This is a genomic window from Amycolatopsis azurea DSM 43854 (assembly GCF_001995215.1).
Lineage (GTDB): Bacteria > Actinomycetota > Actinomycetes > Mycobacteriales > Pseudonocardiaceae > Amycolatopsis > Amycolatopsis azurea.
In genome coordinates this window covers 299,585-317,159 of record NZ_MUXN01000002.1, presented here as the reverse complement: position 1 = coordinate 317,159, position 17,575 = coordinate 299,585, and the positions used below count along the sequence as shown (strand labels likewise).

16 protein-coding genes are annotated in these 17,575 nt (G+C 68.3%); 6 read left to right on the top strand and 10 right to left on the bottom strand.

The genetic code is table 11. The annotated features are described in order from the left end of the window. Nucleotides 1-28: 28 nt before the first annotated feature. The 4 genes from B0293_RS03830 to B0293_RS03815 form a co-directional block, all read right to left on the bottom strand. A complete protein-coding gene (locus B0293_RS03830; RefSeq protein ID WP_039919179.1) occupies nucleotides 29-1,663 on the bottom strand; it encodes a hypothetical protein in 1,635 nt (544 codons plus the stop codon). A 97-nt stretch (nucleotides 1,664-1,760) separates the two neighbouring features. After that, on the bottom strand, nucleotides 1,761-2,054 hold the full coding sequence (locus tag B0293_RS03825) for a hypothetical protein (RefSeq protein WP_005163667.1): 294 nt from the start codon (nucleotides 2,052-2,054) through the stop codon (nucleotides 1,761-1,763). 38 nt (nucleotides 2,055-2,092) lie between these two features. Next, the gene (locus B0293_RS03820) at nucleotides 2,093-3,088 is read right to left on the bottom strand and encodes a hypothetical protein (RefSeq protein ID WP_005163669.1); all 996 of its coding nucleotides are present in this window, start codon (nucleotides 3,086-3,088) and stop codon (nucleotides 2,093-2,095) included. Between the two features lie 120 nt (nucleotides 3,089-3,208). Next, entirely contained in the window at nucleotides 3,209-3,595 is a 387-nt protein-coding gene (locus B0293_RS03815; protein WP_039919180.1) for a VOC family protein, read from the bottom strand. Nucleotides 3,596-3,804: 209 nt separating this feature from the next. On the opposite strand from B0293_RS03815, the gene B0293_RS03810 reads away from it, so the two are divergent. Both B0293_RS03810 and B0293_RS03805 read left to right on the top strand, forming a co-directional pair. Beyond that, nucleotides 3,805-4,716, top strand: coding sequence for an ABC transporter ATP-binding protein (locus tag B0293_RS03810; protein ID WP_005163671.1), 912 nt, complete (start codon nucleotides 3,805-3,807; stop codon nucleotides 4,714-4,716). Continuing rightward, complete coding sequence (locus B0293_RS03805) at nucleotides 4,713-5,477, top strand: ABC transporter permease (RefSeq protein ID WP_005163672.1); 765 nt, start codon at nucleotides 4,713-4,715, stop codon at nucleotides 5,475-5,477. Before B0293_RS03810 ends, B0293_RS03805 begins: the two co-directional genes overlap by 4 nt. Before the next feature lie 62 nt (nucleotides 5,478-5,539). Here B0293_RS03805 and B0293_RS03800 read toward each other — a convergent pair whose 3' ends face one another. Together B0293_RS03800 and B0293_RS03795 are read right to left on the bottom strand one after the other, a co-directional pair. Further along, entirely contained in the window at nucleotides 5,540-6,919 is a 1,380-nt protein-coding gene (locus tag B0293_RS03800) for an amino acid permease (RefSeq protein WP_005163673.1), read from the bottom strand. Between the two features lie 188 nt (nucleotides 6,920-7,107). Further along, nucleotides 7,108-8,001 (bottom strand): LysR family transcriptional regulator, encoded by an 894-nt coding sequence (locus B0293_RS03795; protein ID WP_039919181.1) that lies wholly within the window; start codon nucleotides 7,999-8,001, stop codon nucleotides 7,108-7,110. Nucleotides 8,002-8,073: 72 nt separating this feature from the next. On the opposite strand from B0293_RS03795, the gene B0293_RS03790 reads away from it, so the two are divergent. Beyond that, complete coding sequence (locus B0293_RS03790) at nucleotides 8,074-9,072, top strand: YeiH family protein (RefSeq protein ID WP_005163680.1); 999 nt, start codon at nucleotides 8,074-8,076, stop codon at nucleotides 9,070-9,072. A gap of 53 nt (nucleotides 9,073-9,125) precedes the next feature. Here B0293_RS03790 and B0293_RS03785 read toward each other — a convergent pair whose 3' ends face one another. The 3 genes from B0293_RS03785 to xsc form a co-directional block, all read right to left on the bottom strand. Then, nucleotides 9,126-10,112, bottom strand: a complete 987-nt coding sequence (locus B0293_RS03785; RefSeq protein WP_005163681.1) for a phosphotransacetylase — start codon at nucleotides 10,110-10,112, stop codon at nucleotides 9,126-9,128. Between the two features lie 70 nt (nucleotides 10,113-10,182). Then, the gene (locus B0293_RS03780; RefSeq protein WP_005163682.1) at nucleotides 10,183-11,547 is read right to left on the bottom strand and encodes an aspartate aminotransferase family protein; all 1,365 of its coding nucleotides are present in this window, start codon (nucleotides 11,545-11,547) and stop codon (nucleotides 10,183-10,185) included. Nucleotides 11,548-11,941: 394 nt separating this feature from the next. Continuing rightward, complete coding sequence (gene xsc / locus B0293_RS03775; RefSeq protein ID WP_005163685.1) at nucleotides 11,942-13,750, bottom strand: sulfoacetaldehyde acetyltransferase; 1,809 nt, start codon at nucleotides 13,748-13,750, stop codon at nucleotides 11,942-11,944. Nucleotides 13,751-13,894: 144 nt separating this feature from the next. Here xsc and B0293_RS03770 point away from each other — a divergent pair, with 144 nt between their 5' ends. The 3 genes from B0293_RS03770 to B0293_RS03760 are packed head-to-tail and all read left to right on the top strand — an operon-like array spanning nucleotide 13,895 to nucleotide 17,322. Further along, entirely contained in the window at nucleotides 13,895-14,695 is an 801-nt protein-coding gene (locus tag B0293_RS03770) for an IclR family transcriptional regulator (RefSeq protein WP_005163686.1), read from the top strand. Between the two features lie 9 nt (nucleotides 14,696-14,704). Then, nucleotides 14,705-15,637, top strand: a complete 933-nt coding sequence (locus tag B0293_RS03765) for an AAA family ATPase (protein WP_005163688.1) — start codon at nucleotides 14,705-14,707, stop codon at nucleotides 15,635-15,637. Then, nucleotides 15,634-17,322 carry a cobaltochelatase CobT-related protein gene (locus tag B0293_RS03760; RefSeq protein ID WP_039919182.1) on the top strand — a complete coding sequence of 563 codons (1,689 nt, stop codon included), beginning with the start codon at nucleotides 15,634-15,636 and terminating at the stop codon, nucleotides 17,320-17,322. Before B0293_RS03765 ends, B0293_RS03760 begins: the two co-directional genes overlap by 4 nt. Here B0293_RS03760 and B0293_RS03755 read toward each other — a convergent pair. After that, on the bottom strand, nucleotides 17,305-17,502 hold the full coding sequence (locus B0293_RS03755) for an antitoxin (protein WP_005163691.1): 198 nt from the start codon (nucleotides 17,500-17,502) through the stop codon (nucleotides 17,305-17,307). The two genes, B0293_RS03760 and B0293_RS03755, sit on opposite strands and share 18 nt — an antisense overlap. Nucleotides 17,503-17,575: the final 73 nt, after the last annotated feature.

The window sequence follows — 17,575 nt, the reverse complement described above, 5'->3', positions numbered from 1 at the left end:
CCGGCCGCACCGCTCACGACGGCCCAGGTCAGAGTCTTCCTTGATACGACTGGGGAACCTTGCCGCTGAGCAGGGCGGTGATGTTGTACGCGACACTGCCCTTCACGTTGGCTGTCAGATCTTGCCCATACGCCCACGCCTTGGTCTTGGGGTCCACCAGGCCCCATATGCCCTCGACCCTCGCCACGTACTGGCCGTTCTCCTTGCCGGAACGGATCATGTCGATCGGGCGCCCGTCCTTGACGGCGTCGGGAAGCTGGGAGATCTCGGGGTCGGGTAGCTCGGCGACGAAGCTCTTGTCGTCCAGGTACAACCTGCCTTGCAGTCCCTCGGCCTTCGCCCAGACGAAAGTGCGTGCCCCGTCCTTTCTCGGGACAGGGTCCATGATCATGGTGACCTTCACCCCGTCCGCGGTCTCCGAGGGGTAATCGATGGGCGCCTCGGCCTGGCCCTTCTTGTGATAAAGCGTGAGAGTCGAGTTGTTGGTGATCTCCTGGATGTCGGCCTTCAGCTGATCCCCGGAGATCGGTTGCGCCGGGTCGATGGGCAGGTACTTGACGATCTGCTTCACCACGAATCTGGAGATCGACTCGACGGCCATGGTCTTCGACCGTCCGAGCTGAAGCGCGGTCAAGCCCGCCGAACCCACTGCCTCGAGCAGATGGTCCTTCAGCTTGTCCTTGATTTCCTTGACCGTCGCCTTGATCGCTTCTTTGGTCTTTTCGAGCACCTTTTCCTTCGACGTCTTGGCTGTGGCGCCTGCCGCTTTCTTCAACGACGCCTCGAGCAAACTCACCCGCTCCTGGAAATAGGCGTGACCGGCCCCGGCGATCGCCGGTGAGACGACCTCGCCCCAGCCAGGCACCTCCACACAGGCGATACCGGCGACGGCGAGCAACAGGTCGAAGTTCTTGCCGCACTGATCCGCCACGTACTTCGCCATGGCGGCCGGGTCTTCAGTGAGCTTGTCGAAGGCCGCGCCCTTCAGGTTCTCGTCCTGGAATTCCTTCGCGTCCCGTGCGAGTCTGAATTCCTGTACCACGCGGTCGAAACCCGCCTTGCCCGCTTCCGCCATCGCGCCGAGCGTCCGGTACCCCGGCGGGATGAACTCGGTGCCCAGTGCCAGCGTTCCGTTTCCGATCTTCAGAATGACTTCGATCGCCTTCGTGGCCTTGCTCGGATTCTGATTCGCCCATGCCTTCGCCGCCTTGGTTTCCAGCAGTTGCGGCGCGTAGGTCTGAAGCTTGGCGAGTGTCTTGGCGAGCTCTTCGATCATGTCGCCGGACGCCTTGATCGCGCTGTCCGCGGTCGCGAGCGCGGGAATCAGCTGCTCCGGGGTCTGCGCACCCCGCAGGTTCTGGTCGGCCGTGAACAGTTTGGTGACGACCTTGTCGCGCAAGGTCGCCGCGGTCCGTTCGAGCAGTTTGCCCTGGACGAGGAGCCCGTTGCCACTGGGGCTGAGGTAAATGAACTCGTAGTTCCCCAGCTCGTGGATGTCGGCGGCCAGCTGCATGGCTTGGAGATTCTTCATGTTGAGCGGGTCTTTGACCGTCTTGATGGTCTCCAGCATCTCCGTCTTCCGCTTTTCGAGCTCGGCGGGCGGAAGCTTGGCGAATTTCGCCACCGCTTTTTCTCGTTTGGAGGTGTACAGCTGCTTCCACATGACCGAAACGGTCGATTTGGTAGCGCTGTCGGCTTTGGTCTGCGTAGGTGCGGTCACGTCTCCGGGTCCTTTCGCTGCGCGCCGTGGTCTGCCGTCGTCAGTCGGTCGCCATCGTCATCTCGGCGATCATCTCGGCGAGGTCCGCGTCGTCGAGCTTCGTGGCTTCGGGAAGTTGCTCGACGACCTCGACGAACGACTCCCACAACGCGGCGGCTTCGTCTTCGTCCAGGCCGGTCACGGCGATGGCACGATCCAGCGCTTCCATGACCGCGGCGGTGTCGAGCTCCTCGGCCGAGAAGTCCGGCGTCATGTGCACGCGGAGCGCCTCGGCGAGCCGGACCTTGAGGTCGGTCAGGTCCCTGCCGGGCGCGTCCTTGACTTCGCTGGTCATCGGTCATTCCTCTCGATCGACGGGGTCGGTGCGCCGGCTCAGCTGGTCTGCAGGTCGTTCTTGACGGAGGCGAGCACCTCGTCGATCTCCTCCTGGGTCAGGTTTCCCGCCCAGGGCAGTTCCGCCAGGACGTCGTCGAACGCCTGGCCGATCACCCTCGAAGCCTCTTCGGGGAGGGCCGTGGCCGCGGCGTCGGTGAGCCGTCTGGTCGTCTCGGCGATCGTTTCCTCGTCGAACATGGCGTCCATGGCGGCGAAGGTGGCGTCCTCGTCTTCCTCGCCGGTCGCGCTGAGGTCGAAGCCCCATTCGTTGAGCCGCGTGACCCGGTCCGGCATCGGCAGTTCCTCCAACGCCTGGAACTGCTCGTACACCATCGCGTAGAGCTGCGGGTCCGCTTCGTTGGCCGCGCCGTAGGTCAGGTCGCGGCACTGGTCCCAGCTCTCCCGGGTGCCGTCGAACTCCGCCCACAGGGTGGCGAACCGCTCCCCCACGGCCTTCATCGGGTCGTCGGGCTCACCGTCGTCTGCGAAGGTCACCTCGAACTCGGCGAACAAGGCCTGCTTGTCCTCCCCCGCCGCGGCACGCTCGAAGAACCCGACCGCCACCTGACCATGAGTACCCTCCGCATACCCCTGGAAAGCGTCCGTGAAGACCGGCCAACCCTCCTCGGTCCGATCCCAGTACCCGCTGTAGGTCTGAAGATCGGCCACGAACGGCGCCCGATCCGGCTCGTCCTCCTCGTCCGGCTGTCCCGCCGCCTGAGCCGCTTCCCATTCCCGCTGGATCTCGTCGGCTCCGAGCTCGGCCAGATGTCGGACCAGCTCCATCCGGTCGGTGTCCTCGACGTGCCGGAGGAAGAGTTCCCGCTCGGCCGGGAAATCCGATTTCTCGTTCAGCTTCGCTTTGAAGCCGTCGAGGTTTTCCTTGTCCTCCATGGCCTCGTAGGCTTCCGCCACCATCGTGAAGAACGGGATGATGGACGCCTCGTCAATTTCCATGACCTCCAGCGCCACCATCGACGTCTGTGTGTCCACGGGCTCGTCCCTTCGACCGGGTGGTTTGCCCAAGACGCTAGAAGCCGCGAACGAGACGGAGTTGCCTCGAAGGGCAAAACGGCGGACACCGCGTGGTGCCCGCCGTGGTTCCCGGCCGGTTCAGGAGCCGCCGGATCCGTACGGGCGGGTGATGATCTCCAGGATGTGACCGTCGGGGTCGTCGAAGTAGACACCCCGGCCGCCGTCCTCGGTGTTGATCTCGCCGGGCCGGTGGTGCCTCGGCCCCGCCCAGTACGGCACGCCTCCGTCGCGGATCCGCCCGAAGATCGTGTCGAACTCGTCCTCCTCGACCAGGAACGCGTAGTGCTGCCGGGAGAACTCCTCGGTGCTGTGCATGACGTCGAGCGAGACCTCGTTGCCGGTCTGGACCACCAGGAACGGGCCGTATTCGACGGGCTCGGGCAGCCCGAGGATCGAGACCAGGAAGTCCGCCGTGGCGGCCCGATCCGTGGCGTTGATGATGGTGTGGTTCAACTGAATCGTCATGAACGGACGATAGAATCTCAACCTTACTGGAGGTCAACCGCGCGTCCGTAAAGTTTCCTGCGCTCGCAGTAGCTCCTCAAGCACCGCCAGGTCATCCGCAGAGTGGATGACCTGGCCGCGGCGCCGGGGCGGGTACGACCGTGGTCGCACCCGCGACTTCGCCCCTCGGTCCGATTCGCCGATCCCGTTGGCGGGACAGTATTTCCGTCATGATTGAGATCAGGGAACTGACCAAACGCTACGGCCCGACGGTCGCCGTGGACGATCTCTCCTTCCGGGTCGAACCCGGCTACGTGACCGGATTCCTCGGCCCCAACGGGGCGGGCAAGTCGACCACGATGCGGGCCGTGCTCGGTCTGGACACACCGACCTCCGGCGACGCGCTGATCAACGGGCGGCACTACGCGGCCATCGATCGCCCTCTGCACCAGGTGGGTGCCTTGCTGGACGCGTCCGCCGTGCACGGCGGGCGTACTGCCTTCGACCACCTGTACTGCCTGGCCCGCAGCAACGGGATCCGGAAGGCGCGGGTGCGCGCGGTGCTGGACCGGGTCGGTCTCGCCGGCGTCGCGGGCAAGCGGATCGGAGGGTTCTCCCTCGGGATGAAGCAACGGCTCGGGATCGCCGCGGCCCTGCTCGGCGATCCCGGCGTCTTCCTGTTCGACGAGCCGGGCAACGGCCTCGATCCGGAAGGCATCCGGTGGATCCGCGACCTCATGCGCTCGCTGGCGGCCGAAGGCAGAACCGTCCTCGTCTCCAGTCATCTCATGAGCGAGATGGAACTCACCGCCGATCACATCGTGGTCGTCGGGCGGGGAAGGCTGATCGCGGAGGCCTCGATCAGCGAACTCGCGGAACGGTTCCGGCGCGACGTGCTGGTGCGCACGCCGGACGTCGCCGAGCTGACCCGCCTGCTGCGGTCGGCCGGTGCCGTCGTCACCCGCCAGCCGGACGGAAGCCTTGCCGCACAAGGACTCGACGCCGTGACCATCGGTGACATCGCCGTGCGGAACCACATCGCAGTACACGAGCTCACGCCGCGCAGCGACTCCCTCGAAGACGCCTACCTCAAGCTCACCGACGACAGCATCGAATACCGCGCGGAAAGGGCGAACCCGTGATCGACGTCATCGCTTCGGAAACCGTCAAGGCGAGATCGGTCCGTTCGACTCGCGTGCTGCTGGCCTCCTCGGCCTCGGCCGTCTTCGTCGGCGGCCTGATGGCCCTGATCTCCGCCGGAGCCTGGGACGCGGCCACCCCGGACGAACGCGCCCATTTCGGCGGCCTCGGTGACGGCACCTCCGTCCTCACCGTCGTGCAGCTGTGCCTGATGGCTTTCGGCATCCTGACCGCCACGTCCGAGTACTCCACCGGAATGATCCGTACCAGCCTCGTCGCAGTCCCGGTACGACGGAAGCTCTTGCTGGCCAAGGCCTTGGTCGTCGCGGCGAGCACCTTCATCGCGGGCGAGGTGATCGCGGTCGCGACGTTCTTCGTGAGCAGGCTGCTGATCGGCGACCGGCCCATCGGGTCACTGACCACTGTGGACACCGGTCTTCCGGCGGTACTGGCCGAGGGCCTGCTGATGATGGTCGTCGCCCTGATCGCGCTCGGCCTCGCCACGATGATCAGGTCCACCGCCGGAACGCTGGTCACGATGGCGGTGCTGCTCTTCGCCCTCCCGATGCTGCCGCAGATGCTGCTGCCCGCGCCCTGGGGCGGCCGGATCGCCTCGGTGCTGCCCTCGGAACTGGCGGGCCAGCTCAGCGGGGCGGCGACGGAAACACACCTCTCCCCGCTGGGCGCGCTCATCGCGATGGCGGTGTGGGTGACCGTGGCGATCTACGCCGGACTCGCCGCCATCACGAGGCGAGACGCCTGATCCCACTCGGCCCGGCCTGACAGACGGTGTGTGCACCACACCGTCCGTCAGGGACCACCGGGTCACTCCCGGACGGCGGCCGGGGCCGCGTCCCGCTCGGGTTCGACGGGGCCGGGCTCGGCCGGAACCCCGGCCACGGGCTTGCCGCGCCGCCTGCGGATCTCGAATCCGACGAGGATCAGCACCAGCGTCACCGCGCTGAGCCAGAACTGCGAGCGGGTGGACGGCAGCAGAGCCATCGCCAGGATCACCCCGGCCATCAGCGCGATGGTCGCGTAGCTCAGCCACGGGAACAGCCACATCTTGAGCGTGAGCTTGTCCGGGTCCTCCCGTTCCAGCCTGCGGCGGAGCCGCACCTGCGCGAGCGCGATCGAGAGATACACGAACAGCGCGACGGCGCCATAGGAGTTGACCAGGAACTGGAAGATCAGGTTGGGCGAGGTGTAGGCGGCGATGACGGACACGTACCCGATGACCGTCCCGGCCAGGATCGCGCGCCGCGGCACACCGCTGCGGGAAAGCCTGGTGAACGCCTTCGGCGCGTCGCCGTTGCTGGTGAGCGCGAACAGCATCCGCGACGAGGTGTACAGGGCCGAGTTCAGGCAGGACAGCACCGCGGTCAGGACGATCGCGTTCATGATCGTCGCCACGGCCGGGATGCCGAGCACCTCCAGCACGGCCGCGTACGGGCTCACCGCGGTCGCCGGATCGTCCCAGGACTTGATCGCGACGACGAGGAACACCGAACCGACGTAGAACAGCACCACCCGGAGGATGATCGACCGCATGGCCTTCGCGACGGCCTTCTGCGGCTCCGCGGACTCGGCGGCGGCGATGGTGACGATCTCCGCGCCGGTGTAGAAACCGATGCACGGGACCACCGCGGCGAGTACCGCGCCGATACCGAGTGGCGCGAATCCGCCGTGGGAGACCAGATTCGTCAAACCGCCGTGGGCACCCGGCCAGAAACCGAACAGGTACAGGGCGCCGACGACCAGGAAGACGACGATCGCGACGACCTTGATCGAGGAGAACCAGTACTCGAACTCGCCGTAGGAACGGGCCGAGACCATGTTGGTGCCGGTGAGGATCAGGAGCAGGCCGAGACTGAGCACCCACAGTGGCACGTCCGGTACCCACAGTTGCAGGATCCGGCCGCCCGCGACCGCTTCGACCGCCACGACGATGACGAAGAAGTACCAGTACATCCAGCCGACGGCGAAGCCCGCGCGGTTGCCGAGCGCTTCCCTCGCGTAGACGTAGAACGACCCGAGCGCGGGTTTGGCGATCGTCATCTCGGCGAGCATGCGCATGATGAGCACGGTGATCAGGCCGGCGATGAGGAACGAGATCACCGCGGCCGGACCGGCCGACTGGATGACCACGCCGCTGCCGACGAACAGTCCGGCTCCGATGACGCCGCCGAGGGCGATCAAGTTCATATGTCGCTGCTTGAGCCCTGGTTTCAGGCCGCTGCTCTGTGCCGGGTCGGACGCTGAAGTCACGTCTCCTCCTTCTCGCACGCACCGCCGGAGCGGTGGCGCTGGGAGCTCCATTGTGGTTCCGGTCACCGTAGGAACAAGTCGGGCCCTGGGCGAGTGCCAGTTACGATGTGGGACAGGGGTCCAGATCACCCTCGGGACGACCGGCGCACCGCCAATGCCAGCAGCTCCGCCGCAGGTCCGGCGAGACGCCGGCCTTCCGGCCACACCGCGCGCATCGTCCGGCCGAAGTCGACACCCTCCACCTCGACAGGCACCAGTCCGTGGTCCGTGACGTCCAGCGCGCTGATCACCGCGGGGCCTGCGCCGGCGACGACGGCGTTGCGGACGGCGGACGCGGATCCCAGTTCCAGCAAAGGTTTCACCGGTCCCAGCCCGGCCTTGCGCAGTGCGGTGTCGACGGTCTCCCTGGTTCCGGAACCGGGTTCCCGCACCACGAGCGGCGTGCTCGCCAGCTCCGCCGCGGTCAGCGGCCGACGGTCGCGCGCCCAGGGATGGCCACCGGAGACGACCACCACGAGCCGGTCCACGGCGACCTTCCACGACGTGAGACCGGGCAGTGCCCCTGGCGACTCGACGAAGCCGAGGTCGACCTTGCCCGAACGGGCCAGTTCGGCGACCTGATCCGAATTCGTGACCTCCAGACCGAGGCGGAGGCCGGGATTCGCGCGGTTGAGCTCGCCGATCCACCCCGGGACCAGATGCTCGGCCAGCGTCATGCTCGCCGCGATCCGGAGTCCGGCCTCGTGCCGGGTCCGCAGGGCTTCGGCGCCGTCGAGCAGTCCGGCCAGCTCGCCGAGCACGCGGTGCGCCCGGCCCACGATCACGCGGCCGTCCGGGGTGAGCGCGGAACCGCGGCGAGTGCGGTCGATCAGCACCAGGCCGAGCCTGCGTTCCACAGTGGACAAACGTTTGCTCGCCGACGGCTGCGTCATCCCGAGGACGGCGGCGGCCTGGCTAATGCTGCCCAGCTCGCCGACGAGAACGAGCAGGCGCAAGATGTCCAGCTCCGGTGCGGTCATAGCCAAAGTGCATGACCTACCCGTCGCTCTCCCGGCTACCGGCGTGGTCTTCGCCGGACGACGCTCGTCGGCATGGGCACCATCACCGCGCGGCGAACGAAGCCGCATCTGACCGGTCTGGCCGTCACCGCTCTCGGCGTGGCCGTCGCGTACCTGCTGAGCACCGCGGTTCCCGTGCTCAGCGCGCTCACCCTCGCCGTCGTCCTCGGGGTGCTCGCCGGTTCGCTGCCGGTCCTCTCGGACGGCACCCGGCAAGCGATCGCGAAGGTGACGAAGAAGCTCTTGCGCGCCGGTGTCGTCCTTCTCGGCTTGCAACTCGCGCTCCCGTCGGTGCTCTCCCTCGGCCCCGGCACCCTGCTCGCGGTCGTGCTGACCGTCGGCCTCACGTTCCTCGGCACGATCGGGATCGGCAGGCTGATCGGCGTCCCGCGCGGCCTCGCGATGCTGGTCGCGACCGGGTTCTCCATCTGTGGCGCGTCGGCGATCGCGGCGATGGAGGGAGTCGTCGAACGCGAGGACTCCGACGTCGCGACCGCGGTCGCCCTGGTCACCTTCTACGGCGGTCTGGCGATCGCGGCGGTCCCGCTCCTGGGCGGCTGGCTCGGGATGGACGCGCTGCGGATCGGCGGCTGGGCCGGGCTGGGTGTGCACGAGGTCGCCCAGGTGGTCGCGGCCGCCACCCCGGCCGGGACCGCCGCCGTCGCGGTCGCCGTGGTCGTCAAGCTGAGCCGGGTCGTCCTGCTGGCACCGATGGTCGCCGCGGTCAGCGTGCGCGAACGCCGTCGCCGCCCTTCCGCCGCCGGGAAGCGTGCCCCGCTGGTCCCGTTGTTCGTCCTCGGTTTCCTGGCGATGGTGGTGGTGCGGAGCACCGGGATCCTGCCGGGCGCGGCGCTCGACGTCGCCAAGGTGGTCTGCACGCTCCTGCTGGCGGGAGCACTGTTCGGGCTGGGCTGCGCGGTCCGGATCGGTGCCCTGATCCGCACTGGCGGGCGGGCGCTGCTGCTCGGGCTGCTCTCCACGCTGCTGGTCGGCACCATCGCCTACGTCGCCCTGGCCCTGCTCGTCGGCTAGTCCGCGTTCCGTGAAGGCCTCCTTGAGGGACTCTGAGTCCCTCAAGGAGGCCTTCACGGAACGTCCAGGGCTTGGGCGGCCGTGAGCAGGGCGAGCGTCTCGATGTCGGACGCGGAACAGCCGCGCGAGAGGTCGTTGAGCGGGGCCGCGAGCCCTTGGAGGATCGGGCCGAGCGCGACGGCGCCCCCGAGCCGTTCGGCGATCTTGTAGCCGATGTTGCCGGCGTCCAGATTCGGGAACACGAGGACGTTCGCGCGACCGGCGACCGCGGAGCCGGGGGCCTTCGCCGCCGCGATGGACGCCACCAGCGCGGCGTCGAACTGGAGCTCGCCGTCCACCGGGAGGCCGGGCTTTCGCCGGCGCACCAGCGAAGTCGCCTCACGGACGACCTCGACGCGCTGATGGGCCGCACTCCCCTGCGTGCTGAACGACAGCATCGCGACCACCGGGTCCTCCCCCGTCAGACCGCGATGGGTCGCCGCGGCGGCGAGGGCGATGTCGGCCAGCTGCTCGGCGCCCGGCTCGGGAACCACCGCGCAGTCCGAAAAGGTCAGCCGCCGCCCGTCCGGGAGCAACAGCAAGAAGCAACTGCTCAATGTGGACACTTCAGGGGCCAGGCCGACGACCCGCAGCCCCGCGCGCAGGACGTCCGCCGTCGGCCGGGTCGCCCCGGCGACGCAGGCGTCCACCCGACCGGCCCGCAGGGCGGCCGCCGCCACGAACACCGGATCGCGCCGGGCGTCGGCGAGTTTCTCGGGGTGACGCGAGAAACCCGCCGTCAGGGCGGCCGCGGTCCGGTCGTCGGCGAGGGCGTCCGCGACGTCCACGATCACGTCGTCCGGCACCCCGGCGGAGCGAAGCCGCGCGCCGTCGCCGAACAGCGACGGCACCACGATCCCCTCGGCCCGGAGCGAGAGGGCGGCTCGGACGGCGCGATCGTCGTCGCCGTCGGGCAGCGCGACGCGGAGGTTCCGCCCGCGCAACGCCTTCCGCCATCTGTCGAGCGTCACGTCCGGCGTGGCCTCGGTGATCAGGCTCATCGAAGTACCTCCACGTACGAAGCGGGGGCCGCCGGAAGACGGCGACCCCCACCGGGTGAAAGGGGCTGGTTCAGGGCTGGACGGCCTTCTCGACGTCGTTGAGCATCGCGTCGACGCCGTGCAGCAGTTCGGTGAGCACCTCGTGATCGGCGACCAGCGGCGGGGAGATCATCAGCATCGTCGCGCCGCGGTCGTCGCCGCGGAGGATGACGCCCGTGCGGCGGAACGCCTCCGGGAGCACCTCGCGAAGCACCTTCAGCGACTCCGCCTCGGTCAGCTCACGGCCGCTGTCGCTGTCCGCCATCAGCTCGATGGCGTAGAAGAACCCGGTGCCTCGGACGTCCTTGACGCAGCGGTGCGCGGACTTGAGCGAGTTCAGCGCGGCGAACAGTTCCGGGCCCTCGGTGAGCACGTTGTCGAGCACCTTCTCGTCCCGCATCGCGGTGAGGTTCGCGACGGCGACCGCGGTGGCGACCGGATGCCCGCCCCAGGTGGCGCCGTGGGTGAAGACGCCGCCCTTCGGCGAGTCGTACAGCTCGGTGACCAGTTTCTCGCGCACGATCACCCCGCCGAGCGGCGCGTAGCCCGACGTCGACCCCTTGGCGAAGGTGATCAGGTCCGGCACCACCCCGGTGACGCCGTGCCCGAACCAGTGCCCCAGCCTGCCGAACGAGCAGATGACCTCGTCCGACACGAGCAGGATGCCGTACTTGTCGCACAGCGCGCGCAACGCGGGCCAGTACCCCTTCGGCGGGACCAGCGCGCCGCGGCCGTTCTGCACCGGCTCGGCGAACAGCGCCGCGATGGTCTCCGGGCCCTCTTCGAGGATGACCCGCTCGATCGCCGCGACACAGTCCAATTCGGCCGCCGGGCCGCAGTCTCCCAGCAGTCCCAACGTGTTCGGCACGTGCCGGACGCCCGGCATGAGCGGGCCGAAGGGCTCCTTGATCTTCGCCAGCCCGGTCACCGAAAGGGCGCCGATGGTCGTGCCGTGGTAGGCCATGTCGCGGCTGATGATCTTCGTCCGCTCGGGCTGTCCCTGGCTGCGGTGGTACTGCCGGGCGAACTTCAGCGCGGTTTCGACCGCCTCCGAGCCGGAGTTGACGAAGAACGTCGTCCCGAGGTCGCCCGGCGCGAGTCCGGCCAGCAGCGTGGCCGCTTCGATCGCGGGGGTGTGCGCCGAACCCCAGTTGCTCGCGTAGGCCAGGGTGCCGACCTGGTCGGCGGCGGCCTTGGCGATGTCGGCGCGCCCGTGGCCCATGTTGACGCAGAAGAGCCCGGCGAGGCCGTCGAGATGGCGGCGTCCCTCGCTGTCGATCAGGTAGCTTCCCTCGCCGCGTACGAACACCGGGAAATCCGAGGCCCAGGTGTCCTTGCGGGTGAAGTGCGGGCCGAGATGCCGTCGAGCCTGCGCTCGCAACTGGGTGACGTCCACGGAGACCTCCTTCGAGACACGAGTCTGTGCTTCGACTTTCGCAATCCGCCCGGCCCCGGCCCAGCGCCAGAGCGGCGGCGTTCGATGGGTCCAGATCGGGTGCCAAGTCCGTGAAGGCCTCCTTGAGGGACTCTGGGTCCCTCAAGGAGGCCTTCACGGACTTCTGCTCGGTGGTGACGAGTGGGGTGTTGTCCTCGCGGGCAGCGGGACCCGAAGACGTCGCGAAAGCCACTTTCGCGACGTCAGATGTCCCGAAAGTGGCTTTCGCGACGCTCGGCGCTGCCTCCCCGCAGCCCTCCCCTACGCACCGCCCAACGCGCGTGAAGGCCCCCTTCCCTCGGCTGGTCACTCAAAACCTCAGCCGAGGGAAGGGGGCCTTCACGCGCAAAGCGACCTACACGTAGTCCTTGTACTTCTCCAGGAACCGCACGGGCTTGGACAGCGCGTCGCGGCGGAACGGGTCGCCCAGCTCGCGGGTGCACATGATCTCGACGACGGTGGTCTTGCCCTCGTTCATCTGCGCCTCGACGGCGCGCCGCAGCGCGGGGCCGACCTCGTCGAGCTTCTCGACGACGATGCCTTCCGCGCCCATCGCCTTCGCGATCCCCGCGAAGCTCTCGCTCTCCAGTTCGCCCGCGACGAAGCGGCGGTTGTAGAAGTCGACCTGGTTCTTCTTCTCCGCGCCCCACTGCCGGTTGTGGAACACCACCGCGGTGACCGGGATGTCGTGGCGGACCGCGGTCATGATCTCGCCCATGCTCATCCCCCAGGCGCCGTCACCGGCATAGGAGATCGCGGGCCGGTCGGGCGCCGCGGCCTTGGCGCCGATGATGGTCGGCAGCGCGTATCCGCAGTTACCGAAACTCATCGGGGCGAAGAAGCTGCGCGGCTCCTCGAAGCGCAGATAGCTGTTAGCGACCGAGTTGATGTTGCCGATGTCGGTCGACACCATCACCCGCGGCGGCATGGCCTTTTCCAGTTCCCGCAACACTTCCCGCGGGTGCAGCCAGTTGCCCTCCTCACCTTCCTGCTCCGCGATCATGTCGAGGCTGAACGCGTCGGTCTCGTGGGTCCAGGCGTCGAGTTCGGCCTCCCACTCGTCCTTCTCCGCCTTGATCTTCGCCGCGCGGGCGTCCTTGCTGGAGTCGCAGGCCAGTGTCCGGTCCGACAAGCGTTTGGTCAGCGCGACCGCCGCGTCCTTGGCGTCGCCGCAGATGCCGACGGTGATCTTCTTGACCAGTCCGAGCATCTTGTGGTCCGCGTCGATCTGGATGATCTTCGCGTCCTTGGGCCAGTAGTCCATGCCGTGCTGCGGCAGCGTGCCGAACGGGCCGAGCCGCGAACCGAGCGCGATCACGACGTCCGCCTGCGAGATCAGCTTCATCGCCGCCTTGGACCCCTGGTAGCCCAGCGGCCCGCACCACTGCGGATGGCTCGCCGGGAACGAGTCGTTGTGCAGGTAGCTGTTCACCACCGGCGCGCCGAGGCGTTCGGCGAGCGCCTTGCACTCCTCGACGCCGTCGGCCATCACCACGCCGCCGCCGGAGATGATCACCGGGAACTCCGCCGTGGCCAGCAGCGCGGCGGCCTCGTCGAGGCTCCGCTCCCCGCCGGGACCGCGGTCGAGCCTGGCGGGCGCGGGGATCTCGGCCTCGATCTCGCCGTAGAAGAAGTCGCGCGGGATGTTGAGCTGCGTCGGGCCGAGTTCCGAGTGGGCCCGGTCGAAGCAGCGGCCGGTGTACTCCGCCATCCGCTTCGGGTTGTTGACGTGCCCCTGATACTTGGTGAACTCCTGGAACATCGGCAGCTGGTTGGCCTCCTGGAAGCCGCCGAGCCCGGTGCCCATCGTGCCCGCTTCCGGCGTCACGATGACGACGGGGCTGTGCGCCCAATACGCCGCCGCGATCGCGGTCACGCAGTTGCTGATACCGGGGCCGTTCTGGCCGATGACGACGCCGTGCCTGCCGCTCACCCGCGCGTAGCCGTCGGCCATGTGCCCGGCGCCCTGTTCGTGCACGACCGGTACGAGCCGGATACCCGCCGGCGCGAAGATGTCCATCGCGTCCATGAACGCCGACCCCATGATGCCGAAGATGTCGGTGACGCCGTTGGCCACGAGCGTCTCGACGAAGGCCTCGGACGGGGTCATCTTCTTCCGGCCGCTGACGACCGTGCGGCCGTCACCCGTCTTCCGTTCCGTCATGTTCCGCTCCTTCGGCAGGCGAGATTTACAAAAAACGATACGTGGCGTTCCTGAAATCAGGATGCGGTCGACGATAGGACGACTATCACCCAGGGTCAACGTCGGATTCTGGAAACCGAGACGCGGTGTGCTACTTTTCGGGACATGGAGCTGCTTCGCGAACCCGATCCGATCACCGGGGACACGCCGACCATCCGGCTGTTCTCCCTGCTCGAACTGATCGCCGCCAAGGATCAGCTGGTCTCGCTGCAGGGCCTCGTCGAGGAGACCGGGCTGCCGAAACCGACCCTGCACCGCATGCTCCAGCAGCTCGAAGGGGCGGGCCTGCTCGTCCGCCAGGCCGACGGCCGCCACTACGGCACCGGCCACCGGCTGCGGCAGCTCGCGGAGAACCTGCTCCTCAACGCGACCCACCACGGCGCGCGGCACGCCGTCCTGCGTCACCTCGTCGACGAACTCGGCGAGAGCTGCAACGTGACCACCTTGTCGGGCAACGAGATCGTGTACCTCGACCGGGTGGAGACCCCGGAACCGCTGCGGTTCTACCTCCGGCCCGGCTCACGGGTGCCGATCCACTGTTCGGCCAGCGGCAAGATGATCCTCGCCCAGATGAAACCGGCGCAGCGGCGGAAACTGCTCGCGCACGCGCCGCTCAAGCAGTACACGAACAAGACCCTCACCGACCTCGACGCGCTCGAGGCCGAGTTCACCCGCATCCGCCGCGACGGGTTCGCGCTCGACGACGAGGAGTTCCTGCCCGGCCTGGTCTGCGTCGCGGTCCTCGTCCCGGGTCGCGCCAACCTGTGCGTCGCCGTGCAGGCGCCGGTCATGCGGCTGACACCGGACAAGGCGCTGCAAACGCTCCCTGCCTTGCAGCGTGCTGCCGAGGCGATCAGCAGCGTCGACGCCGAGGGCGGGTCCGAACCGGAAAGTGTTCCGTCGTAAGGAGTTTGCATGGTTCCCGAGCTGCGGCTCTCGGTGCGCGAAGTGTTCGGCATCGATTCGGATCTCGTCGTCGGCGCGTTCCGTGAACGCGACGAGCACGTCCCCGAGATCGACGAGGCGTACCGCTTCAACCCGGACGTGACGCTGGCCCTGCTCGCCGGGTTCACCCGCGACCGCCGCGTGCTGGTGCAGGGGCTGCACGGCACCGGCAAGTCGACCCACATCGAGCAGGTCGCCGCGCGGCTCAACTGGCCGTGCGTACGCGTCAACCTGGACGGTCACCTCAACCGCCTCGACCTCGTCGGCCGTGACGCCGTAGTACTCCGCGAAGGCAAGCAGGTCACCGAGTTCCAGGAGGGCATCCTCCCGTGGGCGCTGCAACGGCCGGTCGCGCTGGTCCTCGACGAATACGACGCCGGCCGCCCGGACGTCATGTTCGTGCTCCAGCGGATCCTCGAACGCGACGGGAAGTTCACCCTCACCGATCAGAACCGGGTCCTGCGGCCGCATCCGTCCTTCCGGCTGTTCGCCACCGCCAACACGGTCGGGCTCGGCAATCTCAACGGGCTCTACCACGGCGCGCAGCGGCTGAACCACGCGCAGATCGACCGGTGGAACATCGTGGCGTCGCTGAACTACCTGCCCGCCGCCGAGGAGATCGCGATCGTGCGGGCCAGGGTGCCCAGCGTCCCCGAACCCCTCGCCGCGTCCCTGGTCGCGGTGGCCGCCTTGACCCGCAAGGGTTTCCAGGCCGGTGACCTGTCCACGTTGATGTCCCCGCGCACAGTGATCACCTGGGCGGAGAACATCGAGATCTTCCGCGATCCGGCGACGGCGTTCCAGCTGTCCTTCGTGAACAAATGCGACGAGGCCGAGCGGGCCATCGTCGCGGAGTACTTCCAGCGGTGCTTCGACGACGAGCTCCAGCTGCTCTCGGCATGACCGCCGGGCAGACGGAAACCCTGCGCCGTCAACAGGTCGAGGAGTTGTGCGCGGCCGCGGTCCGCGCGCTCAGCGGCGATCCGGCTCTGCATTTCCGGGCGCGGCGACTGCATCGGGGACGCGAGCCGCTTCCCCTGCACGCGCCGCATCTGCGGCAGTCCGCCGACGACGATCTGCTGTCCTCACGCGGGATCGCGGACGGGATGGCGTTGCGCCTGACCACGTCGGACGCCGTCCTGCACCGGAGCCTGTGCCCTCGAGATCCGGCCGAACGCGGGATTTTCGAGCTGCTGGAACAGTTCCGCGTCGAGTCGCTCCCGCCGGCCGAACTGCCGGGGATACGACGGAACCTGCGCCTCCGGCACGTCCGCTGGTCGCTGGAGTTCCACCGGTCCGGGCTGACCGAGACCGTCCGAGGCCTGACGCTGTACACGGTCGCGCAGATCTGCCGGTCGCGGATCACCGGCGAACCCGTGGTCGAGGAGACCGAGGACCTCATCGAGGCGACCCGGTTCGCGCTGGCGCCTTCGCTCGGTCACGACCTCGCCGGGCTGCGCCGGCACCGGACGGATCAGAAGGCGTTCGCCGGGCACGCGCTGGGGATCGCCCGGACGGTCGGCGTCCTGCTCACCGGGGCCGAGCAGGAGGCCGAGGACGACGGCGATCCCATCGACCCGCGCTTCACCCTCCTGATCGACTTCGACGCGAGTCTCGGCGAGCAGATCCCTTCCGCGACCGCCGGAACCAGCCGGACCTTGGGCGAATCCGGTGCGGCGTACCGGGTTTACACCACCACGTACGACCGCGAACGACGCGCGGCCGACCTGGTGCGCCCCGGGTCGCTGACCGAACTCCGCGAACGGCTCGACCGCCGGGTCGGGAGGCAGGGCGTCAGCCCGGGGCGGCTGGCACGCGACCTCAAGGCGGTGCTCGCCGAGCCCGCGCGCGACGGCTGGGACAGCGGCCAGGAGGAAGGCCTGCTCGACGGCCGTGCCCTGGCGCAGCTGATCAGCTCCCCCACCGAACGGCGGATCTTCCGCACCGAACGGATCGAACCGGTGGCGGACACGCTCGTGACGTTCTTGATCGACTGCTCGGGTTCGATGACGGCGCACGCGGAACCGGTCGCCGCGCTGGTCGATCTTTTCGCGCGTTCGATCGAACTCGCCGGTGCGACCTGCGAAGTACTCGGCTTCACGACCGGCGGCTGGAACGGGGCGAGGCCCGCGCGGGACTGGAGGCGGGCGGGACGGCCGCGGCATCCCGGCCGGCTCAACGAGCGGCTCCACCTCGTGTTCAAGGACGCCGAAACCCCGTGGCGCCGGGCGCGCCCGGATCTCGCGGCCCTGCTCAAGGCCGATCTGTTCCGGGAAGGCGTCGACGGCGAGGCGGTGGCCTGGGCCTGCGGCCGGATGCGCGCGCGAACGGAATCGCGCCGGATCCTGCTCGTCCTCTCCGACGGCAGCCCCATGGACAGCGCGACGAGCCTGGCGAACGATCCGCACTACCTGGACGAGCATCTGCGGGAAACGGTGCTGCGCGAGGAAAGCACCGTCGAGATCCGCGGGGTCGGCGTCGGGCTCGACCTCAGCCCTTTCTACCGCCGCTCCCGGGTTCTCGACACCTCGGTCACGTCGGGGTACGCCCCGTTCCGGGACGTCCTCGGGTTACTGGCCCGAGGGTGAGTCCTGCTGCTGGTCGCCCTGCTGCTCGCCGCCGGAGTCGCCGAGGAAGTCCTTCGCCTTGTCGGCGGCGGTGTCGATCTTGTCGGAGTGTTCGCCGAAGCGGGATTTCGCGAAATCGGCGGCCTTGTCGACGTGCTCCCCGCTCACTTTGTCCTTCATGCCTTCGAAGTCGATACCCATCGGAACTCCTCTGATATTCGCTGGGCGCCGAAGATCGACGCGTACCTCCATCAAAGGCCATTCGCGCCGTCCT